Annotated in this window: 19 protein-coding genes and 2 pseudogenes; 14 read left to right on the top strand and 7 right to left on the bottom strand. The window is 68.2% G+C overall.

Annotated elements, in window-relative coordinates; all coding sequences use genetic code 11:
• From ABZS69_RS44005 to ABZS69_RS43995, 3 genes are all read left to right on the top strand, one after another.
• Positions 1-767: cytochrome P450 (locus ABZS69_RS44005; RefSeq protein ID WP_355383399.1), on the top strand; the 767-nt coding region annotated here is incomplete at its 5' end.
• A 238-nt stretch (positions 768-1,005) separates the two neighbouring features.
• Positions 1,006-1,164, top strand: a complete 159-nt coding sequence (locus tag ABZS69_RS44000; protein WP_355383396.1) for a hypothetical protein — start codon at positions 1,006-1,008, stop codon at positions 1,162-1,164.
• A gap of 315 nt (positions 1,165-1,479) precedes the next feature.
• Complete coding sequence (locus ABZS69_RS43995; RefSeq protein ID WP_355383393.1) at positions 1,480-3,375, top strand: CocE/NonD family hydrolase; 1,896 nt, start codon at positions 1,480-1,482, stop codon at positions 3,373-3,375.
• Positions 3,376-3,479: 104 nt separating this feature from the next.
• On the opposite strand, the pseudogene ABZS69_RS43990 reads toward ABZS69_RS43995, so the two are convergent.
• Positions 3,480-3,710, bottom strand: a pseudogene (locus tag ABZS69_RS43990) (transposase); the annotation flags it as partial.
• A gap of 146 nt (positions 3,711-3,856) precedes the next feature.
• On the opposite strand from ABZS69_RS43990, the gene ABZS69_RS43985 reads away from it, so the two are divergent.
• A complete protein-coding gene (locus ABZS69_RS43985) occupies positions 3,857-5,143 on the top strand; it encodes a sialidase family protein (RefSeq protein WP_355383390.1) in 1,287 nt (428 codons plus the stop codon).
• 224 nt (positions 5,144-5,367) lie between these two features.
• Here ABZS69_RS43985 and ABZS69_RS43980 read toward each other — a convergent pair.
• Positions 5,368-5,929 (bottom strand): annotated as a pseudogene (locus ABZS69_RS43980) (erythromycin esterase family protein).
• Between the two features lie 646 nt (positions 5,930-6,575).
• Between ABZS69_RS43980 and ABZS69_RS43975 the strand changes: the two are divergent.
• Both ABZS69_RS43975 and ABZS69_RS43970 read left to right on the top strand, forming a co-directional pair.
• Positions 6,576-6,947, top strand: coding sequence for a hypothetical protein (locus ABZS69_RS43975; protein WP_355383388.1), 372 nt, complete (start codon positions 6,576-6,578; stop codon positions 6,945-6,947).
• 218 nt (positions 6,948-7,165) lie between these two features.
• Entirely contained in the window at positions 7,166-7,867 is a 702-nt protein-coding gene (locus tag ABZS69_RS43970) for a hypothetical protein (protein WP_355383386.1), read from the top strand.
• A gap of 248 nt (positions 7,868-8,115) precedes the next feature.
• On the opposite strand, the gene ABZS69_RS43965 is transcribed toward ABZS69_RS43970, so the two are convergent.
• Positions 8,116-8,391 carry a hypothetical protein gene (locus tag ABZS69_RS43965; protein ID WP_355383383.1) on the bottom strand — a complete coding sequence of 92 codons (276 nt, stop codon included), beginning with the start codon at positions 8,389-8,391 and terminating at the stop codon, positions 8,116-8,118.
• A gap of 128 nt (positions 8,392-8,519) precedes the next feature.
• Here ABZS69_RS43965 and ABZS69_RS43960 point away from each other — a divergent pair, with 128 nt between their 5' ends.
• Positions 8,520-9,026 (top strand): sigma-70 family RNA polymerase sigma factor, encoded by a 507-nt coding sequence (locus ABZS69_RS43960; protein ID WP_355383410.1) that lies wholly within the window; start codon positions 8,520-8,522, stop codon positions 9,024-9,026.
• Complete coding sequence (locus ABZS69_RS43955) at positions 9,023-9,973, top strand: hypothetical protein (RefSeq protein WP_355383380.1); 951 nt, start codon at positions 9,023-9,025, stop codon at positions 9,971-9,973. Before ABZS69_RS43960 ends, ABZS69_RS43955 begins: the two co-directional genes overlap by 4 nt.
• Before the next feature lie 334 nt (positions 9,974-10,307).
• On the opposite strand, the gene ABZS69_RS43950 is transcribed toward ABZS69_RS43955, so the two are convergent.
• The 3 genes from ABZS69_RS43950 to ABZS69_RS43940 all read right to left on the bottom strand — a co-directional run bounded on the left by ABZS69_RS43950 (position 10,308) and on the right by ABZS69_RS43940 (position 13,595).
• Complete coding sequence (locus ABZS69_RS43950) at positions 10,308-10,961, bottom strand: CAP domain-containing protein (protein WP_355383377.1); 654 nt, start codon at positions 10,959-10,961, stop codon at positions 10,308-10,310.
• A 730-nt stretch (positions 10,962-11,691) separates the two neighbouring features.
• Positions 11,692-12,885, bottom strand: a complete 1,194-nt coding sequence (locus tag ABZS69_RS43945) for a terpene synthase family protein (protein ID WP_355383375.1) — start codon at positions 12,883-12,885, stop codon at positions 11,692-11,694.
• 143 nt (positions 12,886-13,028) lie between these two features.
• Entirely contained in the window at positions 13,029-13,595 is a 567-nt protein-coding gene (locus tag ABZS69_RS43940) for a nucleoside deaminase (RefSeq protein ID WP_355383372.1), read from the bottom strand.
• 54 nt (positions 13,596-13,649) lie between these two features.
• On the opposite strand from ABZS69_RS43940, the gene ABZS69_RS43935 reads away from it, so the two are divergent.
• From ABZS69_RS43935 to ABZS69_RS43925, 3 genes are all read left to right on the top strand, one after another.
• Positions 13,650-14,678 (top strand): antibiotic biosynthesis monooxygenase, encoded by a 1,029-nt coding sequence (locus ABZS69_RS43935; protein WP_355383370.1) that lies wholly within the window; start codon positions 13,650-13,652, stop codon positions 14,676-14,678.
• A 38-nt stretch (positions 14,679-14,716) separates the two neighbouring features.
• Positions 14,717-16,072 carry an FAD-binding oxidoreductase gene (locus ABZS69_RS43930; RefSeq protein ID WP_355383367.1) on the top strand — a complete coding sequence of 452 codons (1,356 nt, stop codon included), beginning with the start codon at positions 14,717-14,719 and terminating at the stop codon, positions 16,070-16,072.
• 260 nt (positions 16,073-16,332) lie between these two features.
• On the top strand, positions 16,333-17,121 hold the full coding sequence (locus tag ABZS69_RS43925) for an acetoacetate decarboxylase family protein (protein ID WP_355383364.1): 789 nt from the start codon (positions 16,333-16,335) through the stop codon (positions 17,119-17,121).
• A 60-nt stretch (positions 17,122-17,181) separates the two neighbouring features.
• Here the strand turns inward: ABZS69_RS43925 and ABZS69_RS43920 are convergent, their stop codons facing one another.
• On the bottom strand, positions 17,182-17,769 hold the full coding sequence (locus ABZS69_RS43920) for an isochorismatase family protein (protein ID WP_355383361.1): 588 nt from the start codon (positions 17,767-17,769) through the stop codon (positions 17,182-17,184).
• 399 nt (positions 17,770-18,168) lie between these two features.
• On the opposite strand from ABZS69_RS43920, the gene ABZS69_RS43915 reads away from it, so the two are divergent.
• The 3 genes from ABZS69_RS43915 to ABZS69_RS43905 are packed head-to-tail and all read left to right on the top strand — an operon-like array spanning position 18,169 to position 23,524.
• A complete protein-coding gene (locus ABZS69_RS43915) occupies positions 18,169-20,247 on the top strand; it encodes a family 10 glycosylhydrolase (protein ID WP_355383358.1) in 2,079 nt (692 codons plus the stop codon).
• The gene (locus ABZS69_RS43910) at positions 20,244-22,184 is read left to right on the top strand and encodes an alpha-amylase family protein (protein ID WP_355383355.1); all 1,941 of its coding nucleotides are present in this window, start codon (positions 20,244-20,246) and stop codon (positions 22,182-22,184) included. The genes ABZS69_RS43915 and ABZS69_RS43910 overlap by 4 nt, the downstream gene beginning before the upstream one ends.
• 56 nt (positions 22,185-22,240) lie before the next feature.
• Complete coding sequence (locus tag ABZS69_RS43905) at positions 22,241-23,524, top strand: ABC transporter substrate-binding protein (RefSeq protein ID WP_355383352.1); 1,284 nt, start codon at positions 22,241-22,243, stop codon at positions 23,522-23,524.
• Positions 23,525-23,533 lie beyond the last annotated feature (9 nt).

Below are 23,533 nucleotides of genomic sequence, written 5' to 3'. Positions count from 1 at the left end.
TCGCCAAGCCCATCCCCGCCGTCATCATCTGTGAGCTGCTGGGGGTGCCGTACGAGGACCGGGGCCGCTTCCAGGAGAACATCGACAAGTTCCTCAGCGGAGAGGTCGGCGACGAGGAGCTGATCGCGGCCTACCTCGCGACCCAGCAGTACCTCGCGGAGCTGGTGGCCGCCAAGCGCGCCAACCCCACCGACGACGTGCTCAGCGACCTGCTCGACAGCGACCTGACCGACGAGGAACTGCAGGGGATGGCGCTGATCCTGCTGTCGGCCGGGTTCGACACCACCGCGAACATGCTGGCCCTGGGCACCTTCGCCCTCCTGCAGAACCCGGAGCAGCTGGCGGCGCTGCGCGCCGAGCCCGAGCTCGCCGAGGGCGCCGTGGAGGAGCTGCTGCGGTATCTGAGCGTGGCCAAGGGCTTCGGGAGGGTGGCGCTGGAGGACGTCGAGCTGGGCGGACAGACCATCAAGGCCGGCACGACGGTCCTGCTTACCTACAACACCGCCAACCGCGACCCCGAGCGCTTCACCGACCCCCACGCGCTCGACCTGCGCAGGCGGGAGGGCGGGCACCTGGCCTTCGGCCACGGCATCCACCAGTGCCTGGGACAGCAACTGGCCCGCGTCGAGCTGCGCGTGGCGCTCCCGGCGCTGCTCGAGCGCTTCCCCACGCTGCGCCTGGCCGTGCCGGCCGACGAGGTCGCCCTGCGCCCGGAGACCGCGGACATCTACGGCGTCAAGAGCCTCCCGGTCACCTGGGACTCCTGACCGCGAGCCAAAGCCGCAAGGACCAGCTCACTCTGCGCACCGCCGCGTACGGCGCCATCTCGTTGATGACCGCCGCTGACGCCACCGGCCACCCTCACCGGGCCGCCACCGACGGCTCCATCGCCCTGGCCCCCGCCACCGGCCTGGTCGGGCACGTGCTCGCCGCAAAGACATCAACCTGAACGGCAAGACCGTAGCCGAACTCGCCGACCAGGTGCTGCCGGCCCTGACGGCGGCCATGAACCTGCTCAAGGAGCAGGCTCCTGCAGAGGCCGACAACTTCCGCAGCACCGTCATCGTCGCCGTCGAAGCAGCCGCCCGCACCCACCGGGCCGTGCCCACCCCCACTCTGGCGGACATGATCCGCAAGATCACCGCAGCGCTCGACGCCGCCTGACAGGGCGTCGCCCCGCGCAGCCACCGCTTGTCACGGGGGGCTGTCCGGCCCTGTGACACGGCGGCGAGGGCGGTCAGGCAAGGGCCGGGCACCTTCGAGGGTGAACTCTTGCTGACCGTCCATCAGGTAGAGCGCTCACGGCGGCTGCGGCTTCGGGATGGTTGCGTGCACCTATCGCGGCGACTACGCGTCCATCGGTCAGTTCATCCTGATCAAACCCGCGCCGCCGTGCCGGGCCAGAGCCTTCGACGCTTTCGCGTATTGGCACCCAAAGGGTGCCGTTGCTGGAAACAACCCGCCCAAGAAGGAATGCACATGTCGAATTCGCGACGGCGAGGGTTCCTCGCCGCAGTCACCCTCGCGACCGCGCTCGTGGTCGCCGGCGCTCCCGCCGCCTCCGCGACGGCGAAGCCGAAGATCAAAGTCTCCGGCGGGCTCACCCAGCCCGTCTTCTCCTACGCCGACGCCATCCGCGAGCACGTACGGGTGCAGTCGACGGTCGACAGCGACGGCGATGGCAAGAAAGACCTGATCCGGGTGGACATCATCCGGCCGAAGGAGAGCGATTCCGGGCTCAAGGTCCCGGTGATCATGCAGGAAAGCCCGTATTACGACAACCCGGGTGTCGGCTTCGAGATCGAACACAAGAAATACGACGCGAACGGGAACGTGACGAAGTTCCCGATGTATTACGACAACTATTTCGTACCGCGCGGGTATGCGTTCGTGTCCGTCGACATGATCGGCACCAGGCTGTCCGACGGCTGCCCGACCTCCTACGGCGCCCCCGACGTGCTGGGCGGCAAGGCGGTCGTCGACTGGCTGAACGGCCGGGCGACCGCCTACGACGACAAGGGCGACCCGGTCAGAGCGACCTGGACCACCGGACGCACCGGAATGATCGGCCACTCGTATGAGGGAGGACTCGCCGCCGGCGTCGCCGGCACCGGCGTGGCAGGGCTGGAGACGATCGTGCCGATCGCGGCCTACACCAGCGGATACGAGAACGCGCACGCCAACGGCGTCCTCACCTGGTTCAAGGGCGGGGCGAGGTGGCAGTCCGAGCATGTCGACAAGGATCCGGCGGAGAAGTGTGAGGCGGTGCGCGAGCGGATGGACGCCGAGTCCGGCGACGCCACCGGCAACTACAACGCCTACTGGGACGAACGCAACTACCGGACCGGGCCGATCTCCAAGGCGCGCGACGTCCGCGCCAGCGTCTTCTCGGTGATGGGTATGCAGGACCGCAACGTGGTGGGCAGCCAGTTCTCCGAGTGGTGGGCCAAGCTGCCCCGCGACGTGCAGCGCAAGGCGTGGGTGACGCAGTACGGGCACCTCGACCCGTTCTGGGCCCGCCGCGAGGTGTGGCTCACCACCCTCAACAAGTGGTTCGACCACGAACTGATGGGCATCGCCAACGACATCATGCGGCAGCCGCGCGTCGACGTGCAGCTCGGCCCGGACCGCTGGATCACCCAGACCGACTGGCCGGCACCCGCGGCGCGGCCGACGACCCTGCGCCCGCAGCAGGACGGCTCCCTGGGCGGCACGCCCTCGACCGGCACCGGCAGCTACCTCGACACCGCCCGGACCGAGATCGCGATGGCTGCCGACCCCGCCACCGCCAACCCCAACCGGCTGGCCTTCCTGAGCCCGCCGCTGAAGAACGCGATGCGGCTGTCCGGAACGCCGACGGTGAGCCTGCGCCTCAAGCTGGACCAGCCGACCGCCAACCTGGGCGTCCTGCTCGTCGACTACGGCCAGGACACCCGCATCAACTACCGCGAGACCACCACGACGGCCTCGCAAGGCCTCAAGTTCATCGGCGGCGAAGACTGCGTCGGCCCGAGCACGGCCGATGACGACGGCTGCTACCTGCGGGCCGGCGACAACACGGCGACCTCCGGCTTCAACGTGGTCACCCGCGCGATCCTGGACGCGCAGAACCACAGGTCGCTCAGCCGCTCGACACCGCTGACGCCGGGCAAGCCGTACCAGATCACCTGGAAGATGCTGCCGCAGGACTACGAGTTCAAGGCCGGGCACCGGCTCGGCCTGGTGCTGACCGGGACCAACGACGACTTCAACCTGGACGAGTCCGGCAACGGCTCCGGCACCGACGTCGAACCCGGCACCGGGGCCAAGGTCACCGTCGACCTGGCCGGCACCTCGATCTCACTGCCGCTGGTCACCGGCACGTCCATCAAGTAACAGCAAGATCGATCATGCGTACGGTCGCGGCCGTACGCATGACATCCCGGGTTGGGGTCGGCCTCGGCTGGACCAGAGCCGCTGCACTCGACCACGTCCGGGGGGCGCCTTTGACCTGCACGATGTAGCCGGGCCCAGCGCTGCGGAACTGACTGCAAGCCCAGGGCGGCCTCGGCCACCTCGTCATCTCATGACGTCGGCACAAACCGCCGCTGATCGAGTGGACTCGACGCGGTGTCGGTGACCGTATGGACGCTCACCCCGATCTGGCAGTTCGTCACCATTGCGGGCGTGCCTCGCCACACACGGTGAGCCCTTGCCGTCCTTCGGGACACCCGTCTCGTCGGCCACCGGCTCTACCAGGTCAATCGCTCGACGGGCCAGCCTGGCCCACACCGCGACAGCCACCCCACGGCACTGGTTGCTGGTCTCTTCTGTCCCGGATTTCCCATGGTCAACAGATAGTTGTACTTTTCGAACGGTGAGACCTTTACGTGTCCGATCGCTCACGGCCGTCGCGCTGGTCGCCGCGAGCCTCCTCGTAGCGGCTCCGGCCGATGCGGCGTCCACGCCCTCCGCAGAAGTGCTCTTCGACGGAGGCAACGAGGCCTACGTCAGCGGCGCCTACCGGGTTGACTACCACTCCTTCCGCGCGCCGGCCGTGATCCGAACCAAGGGGAACACGGTCATCGCCTTCGTCGAAGGCCGGGTCGGCGACAACGACGACTACGGCAACATCGACCTGATCTACAAGACCTCCAGGGACTCCGGCAAACCTGGCACCTGGTCCGGGATCAAGGCGGTGGCCACCGGGTGGCCGGACGCCGTCGGCAACCCAACCGCGGTCTTCGACGGGCAGACCGTCTACCTGTTCTTCAACCGGATGGCGGCCAGTTGGACGAGCGTCGGCGACTTCGACAGCTGGGACGACCGCGAGGTGTGGGTGGCCTCGTCGGCCACCGACGCCAACGGCCTGCCCACCGGCGGCTGGACCCTCACCGAGAAGACCGACACGCTCAAACCGCACAAGGACCCGAGCGATCCATTGAACAGGAGATGGTTCAACGACTCGATCGGCCCCGGCGCCGGCATCAAGATGACCGACGGGACCCTGGTCATCCCGGCCAAGTGGCGCAACATCTACAAGCGGCCAGGGGATACTGACTGGCGCTACCAGGAGTTGACGAACACCGGCGTCACCATGACCGACGAGGCCACGATCCTGCAGCGGTTCGGCGGCGACCTCTATCGCAACGATCGTGCCAGGTTCGCCAACGCCGGCGATCCGCCGCTGCTCAAGCGGCTGGTCGCCACCGGCACCCTCGATGGCGGCTTCTCCGGCTACGCCGATCACCTCGAGCCGGACGGCCGGGTCCTGCCCGATCCCGACTGCCAGGCCTCGACGCTGCGCTTCGCCGGGTCGCCGAACCGGATCCTGTTCCTCGGCCCCCACCCCGGCGGCAGCTCCCGAAGCCGGACCCCCATGCGCGTCTGGATGAGCTACGACGACGGCGTCGGCTGGCCGTACACCCGCCTGCTCGGCGACTTTCCCGCGCCCCTGCCGAAGGGACGGGACGGCAGGCCGAACGTGAACGGGGTCGAAGGGGGCTACTCCAGCATGCTGCAGACCGCCGACAACCAGGTCGGCGCGGCCATCGAGTGGGGCGAGCAGAACAGCTCGGGCAGCGACAAGAACATGAGCATCATCTTCCGCCGCTTCCACCCCACCTGGATCGCCAACGGTCGCCCAGAACCGCCGCCGGGATAGCCGTCCCCTTGGCTGCCGCAGCGCTCACCGCAACCGCCCCCGTCCGCATTCCGAGGCCCGCCCAAGAGCGGTGGGATGACGTGGTCGGCACCTGCACGATGATCCGCGGGTGCTGCGGCCGCGGTCACGCCGAGCAGTGGACGAGGGACAACGCGCCGGACAGCGGCTATCAGGCGACCGGCCCGGCCAGGAGATCGGGCCGTCCCGATCAGCGGGGGGTGCTGTCACACGGTGGCGCGGAACCGGTCGCTACGGCTTCCAGCAGGCGAATGTCGCTTGCACCTCTCGGGACCGCGTTGGATGCGCCCGTTGTGGGCGGCCAGGATGATGCGGTCCTCACGGCGCAGGATCCATTCGACCGTCTCGGCGATCGCGGCGTCGCGGTTGATCATCGCGCTCTGCATGTCGCCACGGCTCATCGCGTGGACGACCGTGTCGAGGGCGACCGCGACGCGCAGTGACCCGAGCGCCGCGCCGGTGGTCCTCGGCGGTGGTGCGCCGCAGGTAGTCCAGCCGCCTGCCTGTCATGTGTGCGGTGAGGTCGGCGAGACCTGCCGTCAACGCATCTCTGGCCTCGGAGGGGAGAGCACCGTAGGCGGCGAGGGCCGCGGGCGCGGACGTCGCCGCGGTGGCCGCGGCCGTCTCCCGGATGCTCAGGTCGGCCTGGAACTCGGGATCGGCCTGCGCGAGGTAAACGAGCACGGCGTCCAGGCCGGGGAGCAGGGAGGCGTTCGAGCCGCCCAGGTCGAGCCCGTGGAAGCAGGTGGTGGGGTGGTGCCGCCGCATCCACTCCAGGTGGTCGCGCATCTGCGTCCACAGCCCCGTCAGCGAGGATCACGCGATGGTCGTCGTGATTTCCTGACGCCACGCCTGTGACCAGGTCAAACTCGTACACCACTCCCGCCGACGCAATCGGTGAACGCGCCGGCGCCTGCAGGTTTCTCAGCCGGGCCCGTGACGGTAGGTTCTCCCGCTCCGTTTGATGAGGTGTTCGCCGCCAGTGGTGTGGCGGGTCATCAAGACGCCTGTACGGTCGCCAAGGGCGAACGCGTTCGCGGAACGCTGCCTCGAAGGACCGTCACCGGACTGATCAGTGAGCACCGCAGAGCAGCCTGATCGCCCTGCAAACGCCCGGATCGGCAACAGTATTCGCCGTTCTGGCACCGCACCGGCCTTCACCCGTACGTCATGAAGGGCGAGCGGGATGAGCGGCAAGATGAGGTCGATTGGCCAACTGCTCCTTCTTCCCTCCCGGAACTTCGCCTGGATGCAGCGCACAGCCCCCGCGCGCAAACAATAGTAAGCCTTCGCCGGCGGACTCCAACAGGTGATTACCGTGCGAAGCGATGTCATTTTACAATCATCGGCGGGTAATTTTCTGTGAAACCGTTTCGGCCTGGATCGGGTCGGCGTCCTTTCGCAGGTATAAATCATGGCATCACTCATGTTCGCAAACGCAGAGCGGCCCCGTCGACCGCCAGCAGGAGAGGTGTGCCGCGAAATGATTTGCCACTTCACCGAGAAAGGTCCCACCGAGGTAAGCCGTAATATGCGGCGGTTCACGCTGTTCGTGCTCACGCTTGTCGTATCGGGCATCGTCACGCCGCCACCGGCAGTTGCAACAGGTCCCACCGGTTGGGGAGACGGCAAGCACAACAAGAACTATATGGCAGTGAACAGCCCCACCAACATGCGCGGCGCACAGCAGATATCAGTTTCCATCAGCGGCAAGACCAAAACGCAGGCCGCCTACTGCAAAAGGAAGGCTCGGATCTGCAGGATCTCCCAGCGAATGGGCTACTGAACACGGGATCCGCCCGACCCTCTTCGTGTCGAACGCACACCATTTTACTACAAAGGTTCCGCAATAACCCGGCCCTGGAGTGTCGAGGCCTGATCGGTGTGCCGGTGATCAGTACGCTCACAATCTATCGGTACTCTCTTAATAGGCAGAGGACAGCAAGAAGAATGATTGATCGGACTCGCGGCGGAGCGATCAGGTCGAAGCCTCTCACGGCTCACTTGCTGGTCTTCGCATCTGCTTCGACGATGTTCGCCGGGTGCATCACACCTTTTTCCGCGTACGCGGACACATCGAGCTTCCAGTCGCTGCGCGAAGCAAGGAGTCTCGATATCACCTCGGGTACGGGCGGAGGACCCGACCCCTCCGAAAACGACTCCGTCGTCAGCAAAACGATTTCCGTGGAAAGTCCTACCAACAACCAGGGCTACCAGCACACATCGACCAGCACCCCCGGCGGGGCGACCAGCGTTCAGAACGCCCTCTGCAGGCGGGCTCCGGTGTGCAAGATAACTCAGAAGGTGATCGTGGTGGCCCCCGGCAAGGTCAAGGAGGTTGCCGAAACGGCGACGGACGCCGCCATGCCGGACAACGAAGAAGACCCGGGGCGAGAAGGTGTCGAAACGCGCACTGCTGAACGCGGGATGGACGCCGAGCCTCTCCTTGGCGAGAGATCCATCTCGTCCGTTTTCAAGGCAGCGCTGTTGTCGGAGATGGTCGAGGCTGTCCGTGGTGAGCGACCGATGGCGTCTGATCCGGCCGACACATCGAACGGAGCAATCAGAGGCTGTCGATCTGCGTTGCCGTGGCGCTCATCTGGGAAATCGGGGCAGTGCTGTAGCCTCGCCTGGGACCTCGGCAACCAAGGACGCCTAAGTTCTGCCGATCGCGCTGGAACGCATGTATGCACCGTTAAAGGGTGAATCCACCAAAAGCCCATGGTGTCAAAGTCGGCATATCTCCACGAAACGTCGTCCAGGAGGCTGCTGAGCCGGTCTCGTTGAGCGTCCTTGATGTCGGCGTCGACTCGATCGGGTGGCGCCCGCAGCGCTCTGGCCTGTTTCAGGGTCCGGTGCGGACGATGCATATTGAAGTAGGTCTCGTATTCGGCAAGGACCTTGATGAGGATCCGGTCGCGTACGCTGCCCACCACCGCTCCACCAAAGCGTTCTCATGTTGTGAAACCGAGTTGCTGAAGGCCGTCGGCGGGGTGGCTGCGGTAGTGGTCGGCGGCGGCGGTGATGTTGGTCCAGTCGATCAGGCGGTCCAGGTCGACGGCCAGAGCGGCGAGTTCGCTCCGGCCTGAGGGCCTTCTGTCTGTGGTGGCGAGCGAGGCCGGGTGGCCGCAGTTGGCGATGTCGAAGGCGTCGCCGTCCAGGCGGGCGAGCAGCCGCCCTAGATCGGGGTCGCCTTTGTCGTTCGCACTCGGGGGGGTGCCCTCAGCCAACCAACTGTCTCAGGCCCTTGTGCGGGTCCAGCCGAGATACGGGTAATAGCGGCCTTGAGCGGATCTTGAAGACGCCGGCTTGTGCGACGTTACGGATTCGGGTGTGACCATGGGGCGGATGGCTTCGTCTGTGGTGGTGTGAAGACGACATCCCGTTCGCGGAGGACACCATCGGCAGCCGTATCGAGCAGCTCTATCGCGAGCACTGGCAGCTGGTCTGCGGATATCTCATGCGGCGGACCCGTGACCCGCATCTCGCCGAAGATCTTGCTCAGGAGACGTTCGTCAAGGCCACCCGCGCGATGCTCGGCTGGCGCGGCGAGTCTCCGGCCGCATGGCTGCTCGCCATCGCCCGCAATGTCCTCCTCGACCATGTACGACGCAGCCGGATCTCGCTCCCGCTGCCCTCTCCCGACGCTCTGGGCCTCCCCGAGCTCACCCCGGACGCCATCGCGGTCCGCGACGTGCTGGACCGCATGCCGGAGCGGCAGCGACAGCTGCTCACGCTCGTCTACTTCGACGGGTTCTCCCTGGCGGAGGTGGCCGCGATGACCAGCCGTTCCGTCTCGTCGGTCAAAACCGCCCTGTGGCGGGCCCGCGCAGCCTTCGCCGAAAGCTATGGAGAACACCGATGACCGAGCAGGAAGACATCCCCCCGATCCCGAACTTCGACCCAGGCAAGACGAGACGAGCCGTACGGCGGGGTGTGCTGCGCACCGCCCTCACCGCCACCGCGATCTTGCTCGTCGGCGTGCTGCTGCTCGACCTGGGAGCCCAGTGGATCCAGCGGCGCGGCGACCGGGACGACCGCATGCTGAACGTGCTCGGCACGGCCCTACAGGTCGCCAACCCCGGCTACAGCACCGACGCCATGAGATGCTGCGACACCACCCCGTTCTCACTCTCCTTCACCGTGCGGCTCACCCCGCTCCGGGCCGGGGGATACTCCTCGTCGAACCAGTTCTCCGGCGGCGCCATCTTCACCGTCAGCCAGAACCAGTTCGGGCGAGTCGAATGGCCGCCTCCGGGTTTCATCAGGGAGACACCCCTGTTCACGGCGCTCGACTCCGTCGGCACGGATGCCCCTCCGAGCAAGGCGGACACCAAGAAGATCTTGGACCGGTTGCCCGAGTCGATGTACGCCCTGGCGGTGGTCGATTTCGCCAAGCCGTTGGGGGAGAGCGAGTTCTCGGCGTTCGTCCAGCGGCACACAGCCGTTCCCCCGGAGACGGCGATCTACGACGGGCGGATCGGCGGGACCCCGATCAGCTGGCGCTTGGACACCCCCCTGGCCGACGCGCCGCAAGGCGACGCCCCGCAGCTCGCCCCCGGCGAACTGCCGCGGAACGGGCTGGCCGGGTTCCGTCGCTGGGTCGGGGGCCTGCGCGACCATGACGCGGTCAACCTGGACAAGTTCGGACTCGGTCTGAAGCTGCTGCGAAAGTCGGCCGCTGACGGAATGGCGTACGCCTACATCACCCAGCACGCCCGCGTCCGCGACCTCCGCGCCCTGATCGATGACCCCCAGGTCCGCGCGATCAGAGTGGCCGACGTCGCCTACGATCTCACCGGTCTGAACTGATCGCGGGCGCCTGGGCGCGCTGTCAGCGTTCTCTGCCAAGCACACCGGTCGACCGCAGTCGCGCGCCCGCTGGCGGGCGGGCCGCTCGCGGACGTGGCCCTGCCAGCCGGCCAGGTCCCCGGTGCGGAGCGGCGTGATGATGTCGCCGAGGAGGTTGTGGCGGGTTGCCGGCTTCGAGCGCGCCGCGAGCTGCCGGCCGTGTTCCGTCGGTGACCGACGTGAGTTGGCGGGCGGGGATCGGGTCCGCTGTGAGCGGGAGTTGCTGGCTGCCGAGGCCGGGGTGCTTGGCCGACGTCCGGCTGGGAACGCTGCCACGTACGACGGCCCAGCCCGGTTAGCGCTGGCAGCGCCCATAGTCGACCACGAACGTCCCACTGCCCGCCGCGCCCGCGCCGGCCGGGTCCGCCGCCCCCGCCGCCGCGCCGATGCCCACGTCGGTCAGCGTCGGGCTCAGGACAATCTGGCGGTGGCCGTACGTGCTGACGTACACCCACCAGTGGACGGCGGCCCGCGGCGTGCCTGACCCGCCCCAGCCGGTGTAGGTGGTCTCGGCGTAGGCCCAGGACAGCGGGTTCGGGCAGTAGCCCGCGCCCGTTATCCGGCTGTACGGCGTCGAACCGGTCTGCGGGTTGGTGTGCGAGTCCGCGCCCGGCCGCCACCACTTCAGGCTCGCGGCGGCGCCGGCGTGCGCGGCCGCCGCGGCATCGAGCTGGCTGTTGCGCGTGAGCGGGCTCAGCCCGGCCCTGGAGCGCTCAGCGTCGATGAGGCAGTGCACCGCCTGCCGCACCATCGTCAGGTTGCCGCTCGTGGGAGCCTGGTCGTAATACGCCGATGCGGCGGCGCAGTTCGGCGCGGCAGTGGCCGGGGCGCTCGCCATGGCGCTCAGCGCCGTGAGACCGAGGGCGGCGGCACCGAGCAGGCGGACGGTGCGCGACAGGACGGCGGGGAACTGGGGCCGCCGCCGGATGGATGGTGACAGATCGCTCATGAGAGGACTCCCTTCGTTGAGCCTCCAGTGAAACGGCGGCTCCCGGGCGGGCGCCTGAGTAGGCCCTACTCAGATGTCCGCAGGCCGGAGCCCGCCGGAGGAATCGTCGGCCGGCCCGCCCGATCGGGCCATGCGGTCACCGCAGGCCGCGATCACGCCGCCGTTCACAGCGATGATGAGCAGAGTTCCCCAGAGACCGGGAGGTACCCCCGATGCCCGGCGGCCCCCAGACCGAAGCGTCGACGCCGTGCCCCATGGAGACGCCGTGCCCCGTGGACACGTGTGGGTACGGCCAGGTGTATCCGGCAACCCCGCTCGCCTTGTGCTGAGCGGGCCCATTGCACGCCTCATCCCAGGCCCCTCGGTCGGAACGTGAGGCCCCGCTCGCCTGCACGTCGACGGGCTGCTCCGGCAAGCCTTCCCGCATCTGCCCACCGATACCGATGCGCCTTCACCAGTGGTCCAGGCACTGCGCCGGCAGACGCGCCGCACAGCTTCAGTAATCAGCGAGGTGCCAGGCGAGGTCGACCGGCACGAACTCAGACATGCCTTCTCCGGCGGAGATCACGGATGGGTACCCAGGTCGGTCGACTTCGCCCCGATCGAAGAGCTCGCCGTCTGGTGCTGCCTCGAGGCGGTCAGCTTGGACCTGGAGTGTGGCCCAGCCGCTACGTCGTTTCCGTCACCGATGTCCACCATGACGAGGTCCGGTCCTCGCCGCATCTCCCTGTCAAGTCAGCGTGTCGAAGTTCTTGCCACGGTCTCGGCCGACGTCCGGGAAGGTTGTTCCGGTCCATGGCCTATCGGCTGTCTGAAGGTGTGGACGGCCCGACGCTGTCGGCCTGATGAGGAGCTCTGCATTGGCCGCAGAGGTTCCGAGCCCCGTGGGGCCGGCAAGGCATCGGGGGCGACCGTGGGGGGTTGCGGGGTGGAAGGGTGAGACGTCCCACCACCAGGAGACGGCGGGTATCGGCAAGGGCGCCGGGTTGATGGCGTTGGCCGGGGAGGAGCGGATGGCGGGCATCGCGACATTGTCGGCGGTGTGTTCGCCGGGGTTGTTGGGGTTGCTGTAACGGTCGCTGGCCAGGTGCCAGTCCAGGCTGCCGCGGACCCATTGGCACAGGCCGTTGATGAAGCGGGCCGTGTGGGGTGGGACCTGGGGGCGCACTTGGAAGCTCAGCTCGATCAGTCGGCGCATGGTCCGGTCGTGCATATCGGCTGCTTGGTCGGCGGCTTCCTGCATGGAACAACGGTGCTCGGCGGCCAGAACCGGGATGAGGTTCAGGACCGCGGGGAAGTCGTACCGGGCGGCGCGGAAGGCTTCTTTGTTGTAGGAGATGATGTCGTTGCCCCAGCCGACCAGGGCGGTGGCTATGTCGCGCAGGGCGTGGATGCGAGGGTCGTGGAGCTCTTCGGCGGTCAGGAGATAGCCGTGGGCGGGTTCGAGGAAGGCGAAGGCCGATTCGGTGGCGCTGCTTTTCTGCCAGAGCATGATGTAGTCGTTGAGGCTTGGCGGCCGGTCGGTCTCGCGGATGGCAGCTTCCCAGCTGAGCCCGGTGAAGTAGTCGTGGACCTGGTCGATCCATCGATATGTCTGTGCCGGTGTGCCGTTCTCCGCAAGGTCGGAGCGGATGTCCAGCGAGGACATGGCCAGCTTGTCGTCGTGCGGCATCGGTGTTCCGGGGGTGGTCAGCACGCGGGCCAGACGTGTCAGATAGGTGACCACCGCGGCGGTGGGTGTGCCGTTTTCGGTCTCGTCGGAGACGGCGTCGTCGAAGACGAACAGCCAGCTGTAGTAGTTGGTGGCCGCTTGGAGAGGGCCGGGCAGCCCGTCGGGGATGCTGCGGCCCACGAGCCGTCCGATGTGCGCGCGCCGGTAGTACTCCTTCTGCCGGTCGTCGCGGAACAGGTCGAAGCGCTCCATCCATGCCATCGCGCGCCGGTCGAGCTCGTCGGTGAGGGGTGAGATGGCGGTGGGGAAGGGGCAATACAACGACGGAACCGATCAAACCGAGCGTCTGCTCAGCACCTGCTGGACGTAATTTTCGGCACGCACAGGCCGGCGGATCAGTACGGGTGGTGGTTCGGCTTGTTCGCCCAGGCGGCGTACGCCTGGGCGCCGAGCTCGGGATAGATCTGCTCGATCCGGATCTTGCGCTGGTCGAGGGGCCGCTGGAAGTCCTCGTACTGGAAGGCGTCGTCGAAACCGATCTTCCTCGTCGCCTCGAGGTCGGAGCTGAAGTGGACCGAGTCGATCCGCGACCAGTAGATGGCGCTCATGCACATCGGGCACGGAGCCCCGCTCGAGTAGAGGGAGTATCCCATGAGCATCCGGGCCCGCTCCGGCAGGAGGTCGGGAGATCCTTCCGGGTGCGGCACGAGTTCGAGCGTCGAGGCGTTCAGGTGGTCCTCCGCAACGGAGGGTGCCTCCGGGTTCAGGATCTGGATGGCCTTGCGGATGGCCTCGATCTCGCCGTGCGCGGTCGGGTCGCCGGTGAGCAGGACGCGGTTCTGCCCGCGGGCGAGAATCTCCCCGTCCTTGGTGATGACCGCGCCGAACGGGCCGCCCCAGCCGTTCACGACGGACTCCGTGGCGAGTCGCACGGCTTCGGCCATGAATTCCTTGGGTCCCATCTCATAACCTCCGGCAGGTAAATTAAGGCTGAAATTTCGTCATGATCGACTGCCGTGTCCGAGCCATTGCCGCCATGCTTCTCCGGGCGGCCGTGGACTATACTTGCCCAGGTGAAGCCTGGTTCGAACCGTGGGGCCTCGGAGCGCGGCGTGACCGTGGTCATTTCGTCAAAGGTTCGCGAAGGCCGCGAGGAGGATTATCGCCACTGGCAGCAGAAAACAAATGAGCGCATGCGCTCATTCGCTGGTTTCGAGGGGGTGGAGGTTTATCCGCCGATTCCCGGCGAGCAACCCTCCTGGGTGTCTGTTTTTCGTTTCTCGGATATCGCCCGGCTGACCGGGTGGCTGAATTCGGAGTCGCGCAGGGCGCTGCTCGACGAGGTCCGGCCGCTGCTGGAGGAGCCCCCGGCGCTGGAGGTCCTCGCGGGAAGGACGTCCGGCAGCGAAGCGGTCACCGCGGTGATCTCCCACAACGTGCGGCCGGGCCGCGAGGGCGACTACACGCGCTGGCAGGACAGGATCCACAGGGCAGAGGAGAGGTTTCCCGGCTTCCTCGGATTCGAGGCGTTCGCGCCCGTGCCGGACGTACAGCCGCACTGGGTGGTCATGACCCGGTTCGACACCCGCGAACACCTTGAGAACTGGCTCGCGTCCGACACCCGCAGAAAGCTCCTGGACGAAGGCCGTGACTGCGTCATCGACTTCGACGTCCGCACCGTCAAGTCGGCGTTCGGCGGCTGGTTCCGGTTCGGCGGCGGGGCCGCTGGGGAGGGCGCTCCGCCCAACTGGAAGCAGGCCATGTGCGTGCTGCTGGCCCTCTATCCGACCGTGATGGCGCTGAACCTGACGGTGAGCCGGGTGCTGACCAGCGCGGGCCTGCCCTCCTACCTCGTCCTGTTCATCGGCAACGTGCTGAGCGTCGCCATCCTCACCTGGGTTCTGATGCCGCTCGTCAACAGGGCCTTCGCGGCTTGGCTGCGCCCCGGTGTGCCCCGCTCGTTCCTCGCCGGCGCCGCCGGAGCGCTCGTGATCGTGCTGTGCTACGCGCTGTCCATCGCCGTCTTCGCCGTGATCACCCGTTAGCGGCCGCGGCAGGCGCGTCCATCTGGAGGATGTACGACATGGAGCTGGGCCGAGACCTCAAGGGGCTGCTCGTCAGACGAGGCGAGGCCGGCTACGAGGCCCTCAGGGCGGCCACGGTGTGGAACGGGCTCAAGCCGGAGCGGTTCCCCGACGTGATCGTCAAGGCCGCCTCCGAGCGGGACGTCCAGACGGCCGTCAGGTTCGCCCGCTCGGAGGGCATGCGGGTCGCCGTGCGGGCGGGTGGCCACAACTGGGTGGGCGCCTCGGTGCGCGACGGAGGCATGCTCATCGACCTCTCCCGGCTCGACGCGTGCGCCGTCGACACCGCCTCGGCCACGGCGAGCGCGCAGCCCGCCGCCAGAGGCCGTGATCTCGCCGCCGCGCTCGCCGAGCACGGGCTGGCCTTCCCCGTGGGGCACTGCGGCTCCGTCGCGCTCGGCGGCTACCTGCTGAGCGGCGGGCTCGGCTGGAACCCCGGAGTGTGGGGGCCGGCCTGCCTGAGCGTCGCGGAGATCGAAGCCGTGACGGCGGTCGGCGAGGTGGTCCGGTGCAGCGAGAACGAGAACGCCGACCTCTTCTGGGCGGCGCGCGGAGCAGGGCCGGGGTTCTTCGCGGTCGTCACCCGGTTCCGGCTGATTCTGCGTCCTCTCCCGGCGGCGATCACCACCAGCGCCTACGTCTTCCCGCTCCCGTACGTGGCGGACGTGACGTCCTGGGCCGTCGAGGCCGCGGCGTCGCTCCCCCCGACGGTCGAGCTGAGCGTCGTGCTCGGCACGGCGCCGCAGGAGCCCGGGACGAAGGCGATTGTCGTCACAACCACCTGTTTCGCGGACTCCGCGGACGAGGCGGCCCGATCTCTTGAGGAGTTCCGAGCGTGCCCCCTCGCCGGGCGTGCCCTGGCCCGCTCGGCGGAGCAGCCGGTCACCTTCGACGCCCTGTTCGAGGGCTCCGACGCGCTCTGGCCGGAGCGCCACCGCTTCGCGGCCGACACCCTCTGGTCGATGGAGGACCTCGGCGCGCTGCTGCCGCTGCTCGCGGACGACGTCGCGAAGGCTCCGTCCGGCAAGTCACTCGTGCTGGCGAACATCCCTCCCGCGCCGCCCGGCGGAGCCGCGATGCCCGATACGGCCTTCTCGGTGCTGGGCAGGAGCTACGTCGTGGGTTACGCGATCTGGCAGGACCCGGCGCACGACCAGGTCAACATCCGCTGGTTGCGCGAGGCGATGGGCAAGGTCATGCCGCCGGCGGTCGGGCACTACATCGCGGAGGCCGATCTGCTGGCCGCTCCGTCCCGAAGCCGGCGGTCGTTCACACCCGACACGTGGGAGCGCCTGCAGGCGGTGCGAGCGCGATGGGACCCCGAGGGCGTCTTCCAGCCCTACCTGCAACCATGAAGCTCAGGCCGCCGATCGAGCTGCCGATCACGACGGGCGGCGTCGAGCTCCGTCGCTGAGGTCGGCCAGGTAGACCTCGCCGCGGGCGCTGCAGGCTCTCGGACAGGACGTCCGTGATCCCCGGGCGACACACCGGCCCCGGACCCACTCCTGCAGACACTTACCGCTTAACCTGCAGAAACAGGATCACGCGAAGATCGATTCATACTCCACGTCCGTGGAGGTGACCCTCTGGTCTCTCCCCGAAGGAGTTTCGTGTCGTGAAGGGTTACACCGTCCCTCTGTCTCCCCGTGGAATCGTGAACCTGGCGTCCGCTCCGCCGTGGCACTACGCCGGCACCGTGGTGGGCGTGGAGTTCTTCACCGACCCCGCCGCCGCCGCGGCGACCTTGCCCGAGGGCCTGACGCCCGACCCGGACTCCGCCGGCCACGGCGTCGCGATGTTCATCGACTGGCAGTACTCCTCCACCGCCCTGGAGTACCTGGACCCTCCACGCTCGCAGTACCGGGAGTTCTTGATCACCCTGGACGCCCGCTACAACGACACTCCCGTGGCCTGGTGCCCCTACATCTACGTCGACAACGACTCCGCCATGGCCCGTGGCTGGGTCCAGGGCTTCCCCAAGAAGCTCGGCGCCGTCCACCAGACGCGCGCCTACTCCGTCGGCGGCCCCGGCACCTCGGTCCTCGGCGAAGGCGGACAGTTCGCCGCCACCGCCTCCGCCGCCGGACAGCGCATCGCCGAAGCCAAGATCACCTTGGAACGGCTGCTCCCCGACCCCGCGGCCCTGATGAACCGCCCCGTGGTCAACCTCCGCCACTTTCCCCGCCTGGCCGCCGGACAACACGACAACCCCGCCGTCCACGAACTGGTCATGTCCGTCCTGGACGACGTCGCCGTCAGCGACGCCTGGGTCGGCACCGCCGACCTCGCCTTCCTCCCCGCCCACGGCGAAGAACTCGCCGACCTGCCCATCCAGCGCATCGGCAAGGGATTCCACTTCGATCTCGCCTACACCGTCACCGACCTCAAGACCCTCGGCGACTAACGCCGAGGTGTGATCCGCAGGTGCATCTGAACTGTCGGCGAACAGGTCGGGCCGGCGTGTTCAGGCGACGACAGGTTCGCCGCTCAGCGCGACACCGGCCCGGCGCAGTTCTTCCAGTGCGGTGCGCGTGGTGTCGGCGGCGACGCCGGCGGTGTAGTCGAGCAGGACCCGCACCCTGAAGCCCGCGCGCGCCCCGTCCAGTGCCGTGGCCTTCACGCAGTGATCGGTCGCGATGCCGACGACATCGAGGTCGTCGATGTCACGGGCCTTCAGCCAGGCGGACAGTGTCGTGCCGTCCTGGGCCGAGCCCTCGAAACCGCTCTTGGAGGCGGAGTGAGCGCCCTTGAAGAAGACCTCGTCGACGTGCCCGGAGTCGACGGCGGGCGCGAAATGCGGATGGAACTCGCCTCCCTCGCTACCGGCGACGCAATGCACGGGGAACGAGTCGTGGAAGTCGGGGTTGTCGGAGAAGTGGGCGCCCGGATCGATGTGGTGGTCACGGGTGGCGACGACGAAGGCATACTGCCCATCGGCGCGCCGTACCAGCTCGGCGATGGCGGCGGCTCGATCCGCGCCACCCTTCACCGGAACGCTGCCGCCCTCGCAGAAGTCCTTCTGCACATCGACGATGATCAGTGCACGACTCACGGAAAATCCCCTTTCTGCGGGTGCACGATCACTCTTCCGTCGATGGGCGGGCACACCGCTCGCCGGACGTTCGTGACATTGAGTGCAAGTGTACTCACTATATGTGTTCGCGCTGGGGGGTGGAAGGGTGTCCCGGTCGAAAACCCGGTTTCGCGCTGGGAGCTGGGGGTTCGCTGCGCGATCGGAGTGGCGGCTGCGACTGTCGCGAGGTGTTGTTGTCGCTCCTTCACCCACTGGCCTGGCACCCGAGGGTCGGTCAAGGCGCTGATCGTTCGGATGAAGGGGGAGAACAGTACGCCGCCACCGGGCAGGGCGTCGGAATCAGCGTCTTGTACGGCTTGAATTCTTGTATGACAATAATTTTCGTCTGACAACAAGCCTGGCGAGAGGTGTGTCACCATGCGAACTTCCGACTGGCCCCGTACGGCGACCCGCTGGACGCAACTGACGTTGGCCGAGGACGACCCGGCGCATCTCGATGTCGACTTCTGGACGGAGGTGATGCGCGACAGCAGATCCAACGCGGCCTGCATCAGCGCCGGTGGCTACATCGCCTACTACCCGACCCGGATCCCCTTCCACCACCGCAGCTCCTTCATGGGCGACACCGACCCGTTCGGCGCGCTGGTCGAGGCCGCCAGAGGGCTGGGCATGCACGTCATGGCCAGGGTGGACCCCCACGCCGTGCACGCCGACGCGGCCAGGGCGCATCCCGAGTGGCTGGCGTGCGACCCGCAGGGGGCGCCCATCGAGCACTGGTCCTACCCCGACATCTGGCTGACCTGCGCTTTCACCGGCTACCACCGCGAGTTCATCACAGAGGTGACGCGCGAGATCGTACGGGAGTACGACGTGGACGCCGTCTTCGCCAACCGCTGGGAGGGCTACGGCGGCATCTCCCACAGCGAGGAGGCCCAGCGCTCTTTCCGGGACGAGACCGGGTTCGAGCTGCCAGAACGCGAGCAGGACCCGTCCGATCCGGCCTGGCCCGCGTACGTGGCCTGGCGGCGGCGCAAGCTGAGCGAGCTGGTCGCGATCTGGGACGCGGCGGTCACGGACCTGCGGCCGCATGCCCGTTTCATCCCCAACCTGGGCGCGTTCGCCGCCCGCGACCTGGAGCCCGAGCTGGTCCGCCGGGTCTACCCGCTGTTCGTGGTCGACAAGCAGGGCCGCTCGGGGATCGAGGCGCCCTGGGTGGCCGGGCGGGTGGCCAAGCGCAGCCGCGGCCTGTTCCCCGACCGGCCGATCGGGCTCATCGCCTCCGTCGGCCCCGAGCACCACCAGCACCGGTGGAAGGACTCGGTGGCTCCCCCCGAGGAGGTGCGGACCTGGATCGTGGACGGGTTCGCGCAGGGCGCGTTCCCGTGGTTCACCAAGTTCAACGCGACCGTCTCCGACCCCCGCTGGGTGCCGGCCGTGGTGGAGGCGTTCGACCTGCACGCGCGGCTGGAGCCGGTGCTGTCGGCGCTGCCGATCACCGCCGAGGTGGCACTGCTCGACCCCGGCCGGGCGGGCAAGCTCGTGCCGGGGGCGGCGCACAGCTTCCCCGACGAGGACGGGTTCTACCAGGCGCTGGTGGAGGCGCGGATCCCGTTCGAGCTCCTCGCCGACCAGATGCTGACCGCCGAGCGGCTGCGGCCGTACAAGGTGCTGGTCCTGGCCAATGCCGAGCATCTTGGCGAGGCCCAGTGCCAGGCCGTCCGCGAGTACGTGGCCGCGGGCGGCGGGCTGGTGGCCGCCTACCAGTCCTCCCTGTACGACGAGCACGGCGAGCCACGCGCGAACTTCGGCCTGGCCGACGTGTTCGGCGTCGACCTGCTCGAACCGGTCAGAGGGCCGGTGAAGAACAACTACATCGCCCTGACCGGCGAGCACCCGGTGAACGCCGGCTTCGGCGGTGCCGAGCGCATCATCGGCGGCACCCGGCTGCTGAAGGTCGCGGCCGGGGAGGACACGCGGGTGCCGTTCCGGTTCGTCCCGGACTTTCCCGACCTGCCCATGGAGGAGCTGTACGCCAGGCAGGCCCCCGACGCCCCGGCCGTCATCACCCGGGAGGGCCCGGGCCGGGTGGTCTACTTCCCGTTCGACCTGGGCGCCGTCTTCTGGGAAACGCTTCAGGCCGACCACGGCCGCCTGATCGCCAACGCGGTGCGGTGGGCGCTCGGCGCCGAGCCGGCGGCCACGGTGCGCGGCCCAGGGCTGGCCGACCTGGCCGTCCGCCGCGACGAGCGCGGTGTCGCCGTGACCGTCGTGAACCTCACCAACCCGATGACCATGCGCGGCGCCATCAGGGAGACCATCCCGCTGCCCCCGCAGACCGTGACCGTCGCCCTGCCGCCAGGCGTCGAGGGTGCCGCGGCCCGGCTGCTGGTCGCCGACGCCGACGCCCCCGTCGTGGTCCGCGACGGCCGGGCCGAGGTGGAACTGGCCGGCATGGGGCTCGTCGAGGTCGTGCACCTGATCTGGGAGCAGCGGTGAGCCGGGTGTGGTGGCGTGAGCCGTTCCGGATGTTCCAGACCAACCTCCGCGAAGTGGATGCCGGGCTCGACGTCGAGCGGGTGCTCGACTACCTGGAGGAGTTCGGCGCGAACGCCTGGCTGATCAGCGTCGGCGGCATCCTGTCGAACTACCCGACCGACCTGGACTTCCAGACGCGCAACCCGCACCTGGCCGACCGGCCGTCCGGCGACCTGGTCGGGGACGCCGTGGCGGCGGCCCGCCGCAGGGACGTGCGCGTCCTGGCCCGCATGGACTTCTCCAAGATCGACCACCGTCGCGCCGAGGAGCATCCCGAGTGGTGCTTCGTCTCGCCCTCCGGCGAGCCCCAGGTCTACAACGCGCTGACCAGCGTGTGCCCGAGCGGCGACTACTACCAGGTCAAGCTGTTCGAGGTCATCGGCGAGGTGCTCGACAGGTACGAGATCGACGGCTTCTTCCTCAACTGGATGTCGTTCAACGAAGTGGACTACAGCCGGCGCCACTGGGGGGTCTGCCAGTGCCTGGCGTGCGCCCGCAGGTTCGGCGACGAACTGCCCGAGGGTCCGGACTCGCCCGGCTACGGCCGCTGGCGGACGTTCGCGCGCGACACGCTCGAAGACCTCAACGCGCGCATCAGGGCCGAGATCGCCCGGCGCCGGCCGCAGGCGGCGTTGATCCTGGGCGAGCACGCCGACATCGTCTTCCACGAGGCCAACAACGCCGTCGGCCGGCCCCTGTGGCACCACCGCACCAGCGAGCACGTCAGCGCGGCCAAGTCGTACCGGCCGGAGGTGCCGGTGCTGGTGAACTCGGTGGGGTTCGTGGACATGCCGTACCGGATGGCGGGGGAGGAGCCCCACCATTTCGCCCAGTACCTGCTGCAGGCGATCTCCCGTGGGGCGATCCCGTCGACGTACATCATGGGGACGCCCGACGACAGCCCGTACGAATGCCTGGGGATCGCGGGCGAGATCACCCGCTTCCACCGCGACCACGCCGGCCTCTACCGGGACCTGGTCTCAGAGGCGGGCACGCTGCTCGTCCGGCCCGAGGGGGCGTCCGCCGAGTTCCAGGGGCTGTACCTGGCGCTGCTGGAGCGGCACATCCCCTTCGACGTGCTGCCGGTGGACAAGCTGCCGGTGAGCGACCTGTCCCGGTACGGGACCGTCGTGCTGCCCGACCTCGGCCCGCTGGCCTGCCCCGAGGTGCTGGACGCCTACGCCGAGTCGGGCGGGACCGTGCTGGCGACCGGTTCGAGCGGGTTCGACGTCGACCGGCCCCAGCTCGCCTGCCTGCCTGCGGCCCGCCGTCTGGCGAGCTGGGAGAGCGAGGAGTCCGTGCGCTCGCTCCACCTGCGCGGCGAGCGCGGCATGGTGCCCGTGATCGGCGCCTTTCACGTGATCGAGCCGGCCGCGCAGGCGCAGACGGGCCTGTACGCGCTGTCGCGGGCCAGGTACGGCCCGCCGGAGAAATGCCACGGCCACCACGAAACCGGTCACCCCGGCTGGCTGAGCACCTCGTACGGCCGGGGCCGGGGCGTGCTGATGCCGTGGACCGTCGGCCGCGGCTACCGGGAGAGCGGGCTGAGCGCGCATCGCGACCTGTTCGCCGACCGGGCGGGCCCCGGCCTGCAAACCAGCCTGCCGGAACAGGTGGAGATCGTGCCGGCCCGCTCGGGCGAGGTGAAGGTGATCCATCTGCTCAACCGCTCCGGCGACGCCGACCAGCGCTTCCGCCGGCCGGTGCCGATCGCTCCGGCGTGGCTGGAGCTGTCGTGGCCGGGCGAGTGGCGGGCGCATGCGCTGCGCGCGGGCCGCGAGCTGGAGATCGACGACCGCAGAGTGAGGCTCCCCGAGATCGGCCTGTACGAAGTGATCGTTCTGGCAGATTGTCAAACAAGTATTCATGACCTATTGACGCTCAGGTCAGACAAATGAACACTAGGTCATCACCGGGGTAGCCGGTCCCCTGTGAGAGCGACGGGAGAACAGTGATGAGCGGACTCGATCGGCGGGGATTCCTGAAACTGGCGGCGGCGGGAGCGCTGGGGGCCGGCCTCTCAGCGTGCGGCGGCGGTTCCGAGGGCGGCGCCACCTCGCTGAGGTACGCCTTCTGGGGCAACAACATCCGGCAGCAGAACTACACCAAGGCACTCAAGGAGTTCGTCGCCAAGAACCCGGGCATCCAGGTCGAGCCGGAGTTCGCCGATTACTCCGCCTTCCAGGAGCGCATGACCACCCAGATGGCCGCCCGCGACGTGGCCGACATCTTCTGGGTGGCCTCGCCCCAGGTGATGACCTACCACAAGAGCAAGCTCTACCGCCGCCTCGACGACGTCCCGACCCTCAACCTGGCCGACTACTCCAAGGAGGAGCTGGAGTCGTTCAAGCTGGGCGGGCAGCTCAACACCATGCCGTTCGGGATCTTCGTCGCGGTCATCCGCTACAACGAGACGTTCGCCGAGGAAGACGGCGTCAAGCTTCCACCGAAGGAGGCCGACTGGGACGCCTGGTCGGCCTTCCTCATCGACTACGCCAAGGACAACCCGGGCAAGCGCAAGGGCATGCCGTACGAGCCCGACGCCGACCTGGGCTTTGAAGCCTGGCTGCGCCAGCACGGCGAGCAGCTCTGGACTCAGGACGGCAAGCCCGGGTTCACCGCCGACACCGTGCGCGCCTGGCTCGACTGGTGGGACAAGCTGTACAAGGCGGGCGCCGTGACCACGCTCAGCGAGCAGGAGGGCATAGGTCCCGACTGGGCGCTGGTCGGCAAGAAGGTGCTGGCCAAGATGGGCAACTCCAACCACCTGATCGACGACGCCAAGATGTTCCCTGATTACCGCTTCAAGCTACGGTCGATCCCCGTGGCCAAGGACGCCCAGGCCGGTCATCCGTTCCTCTACTTCCCCCGGATGGCGATATATCAGGGCATCGACGATGACAAGGTCGAGACCGCCGGCAAGCTCATCAGCTACAACACCGGCGACCCCGCGATGATCAGGACGGTCGGCATGACCATGGGCGCGCCCGTCAACCCCAAGGTCTTCCAGCAGTCCCTGCAAAGCGCCAGCGGGGACGAGAAGGAGATGCTCACTACCGTACAGGCTGGTCGCGAGGCCGAGCGCCGCCCCCGCTTCGAGGCACCGCCCGGCACGAACGGCTGGCGCACGGCCATGGGCAAGGTCGGTGAGGAGCTCGCGCTCGGCCGGCTCAGCACCGCCGACGGCGCCAAACGGCTACTGGACGAGATCCAGGCCGGCATCACCCGGGCCCAATAGGAGAGCGTC

The organism is Nonomuraea sp. NPDC005650, from assembly GCF_040605375.1.
In the GTDB taxonomy this organism is placed as follows: domain Bacteria; phylum Actinomycetota; class Actinomycetes; order Streptosporangiales; family Streptosporangiaceae; genus Nonomuraea.
Note: the sequence above shows the minus strand (reverse complement) of the source record. Positions and strands in the feature narration are given on the sequence as shown.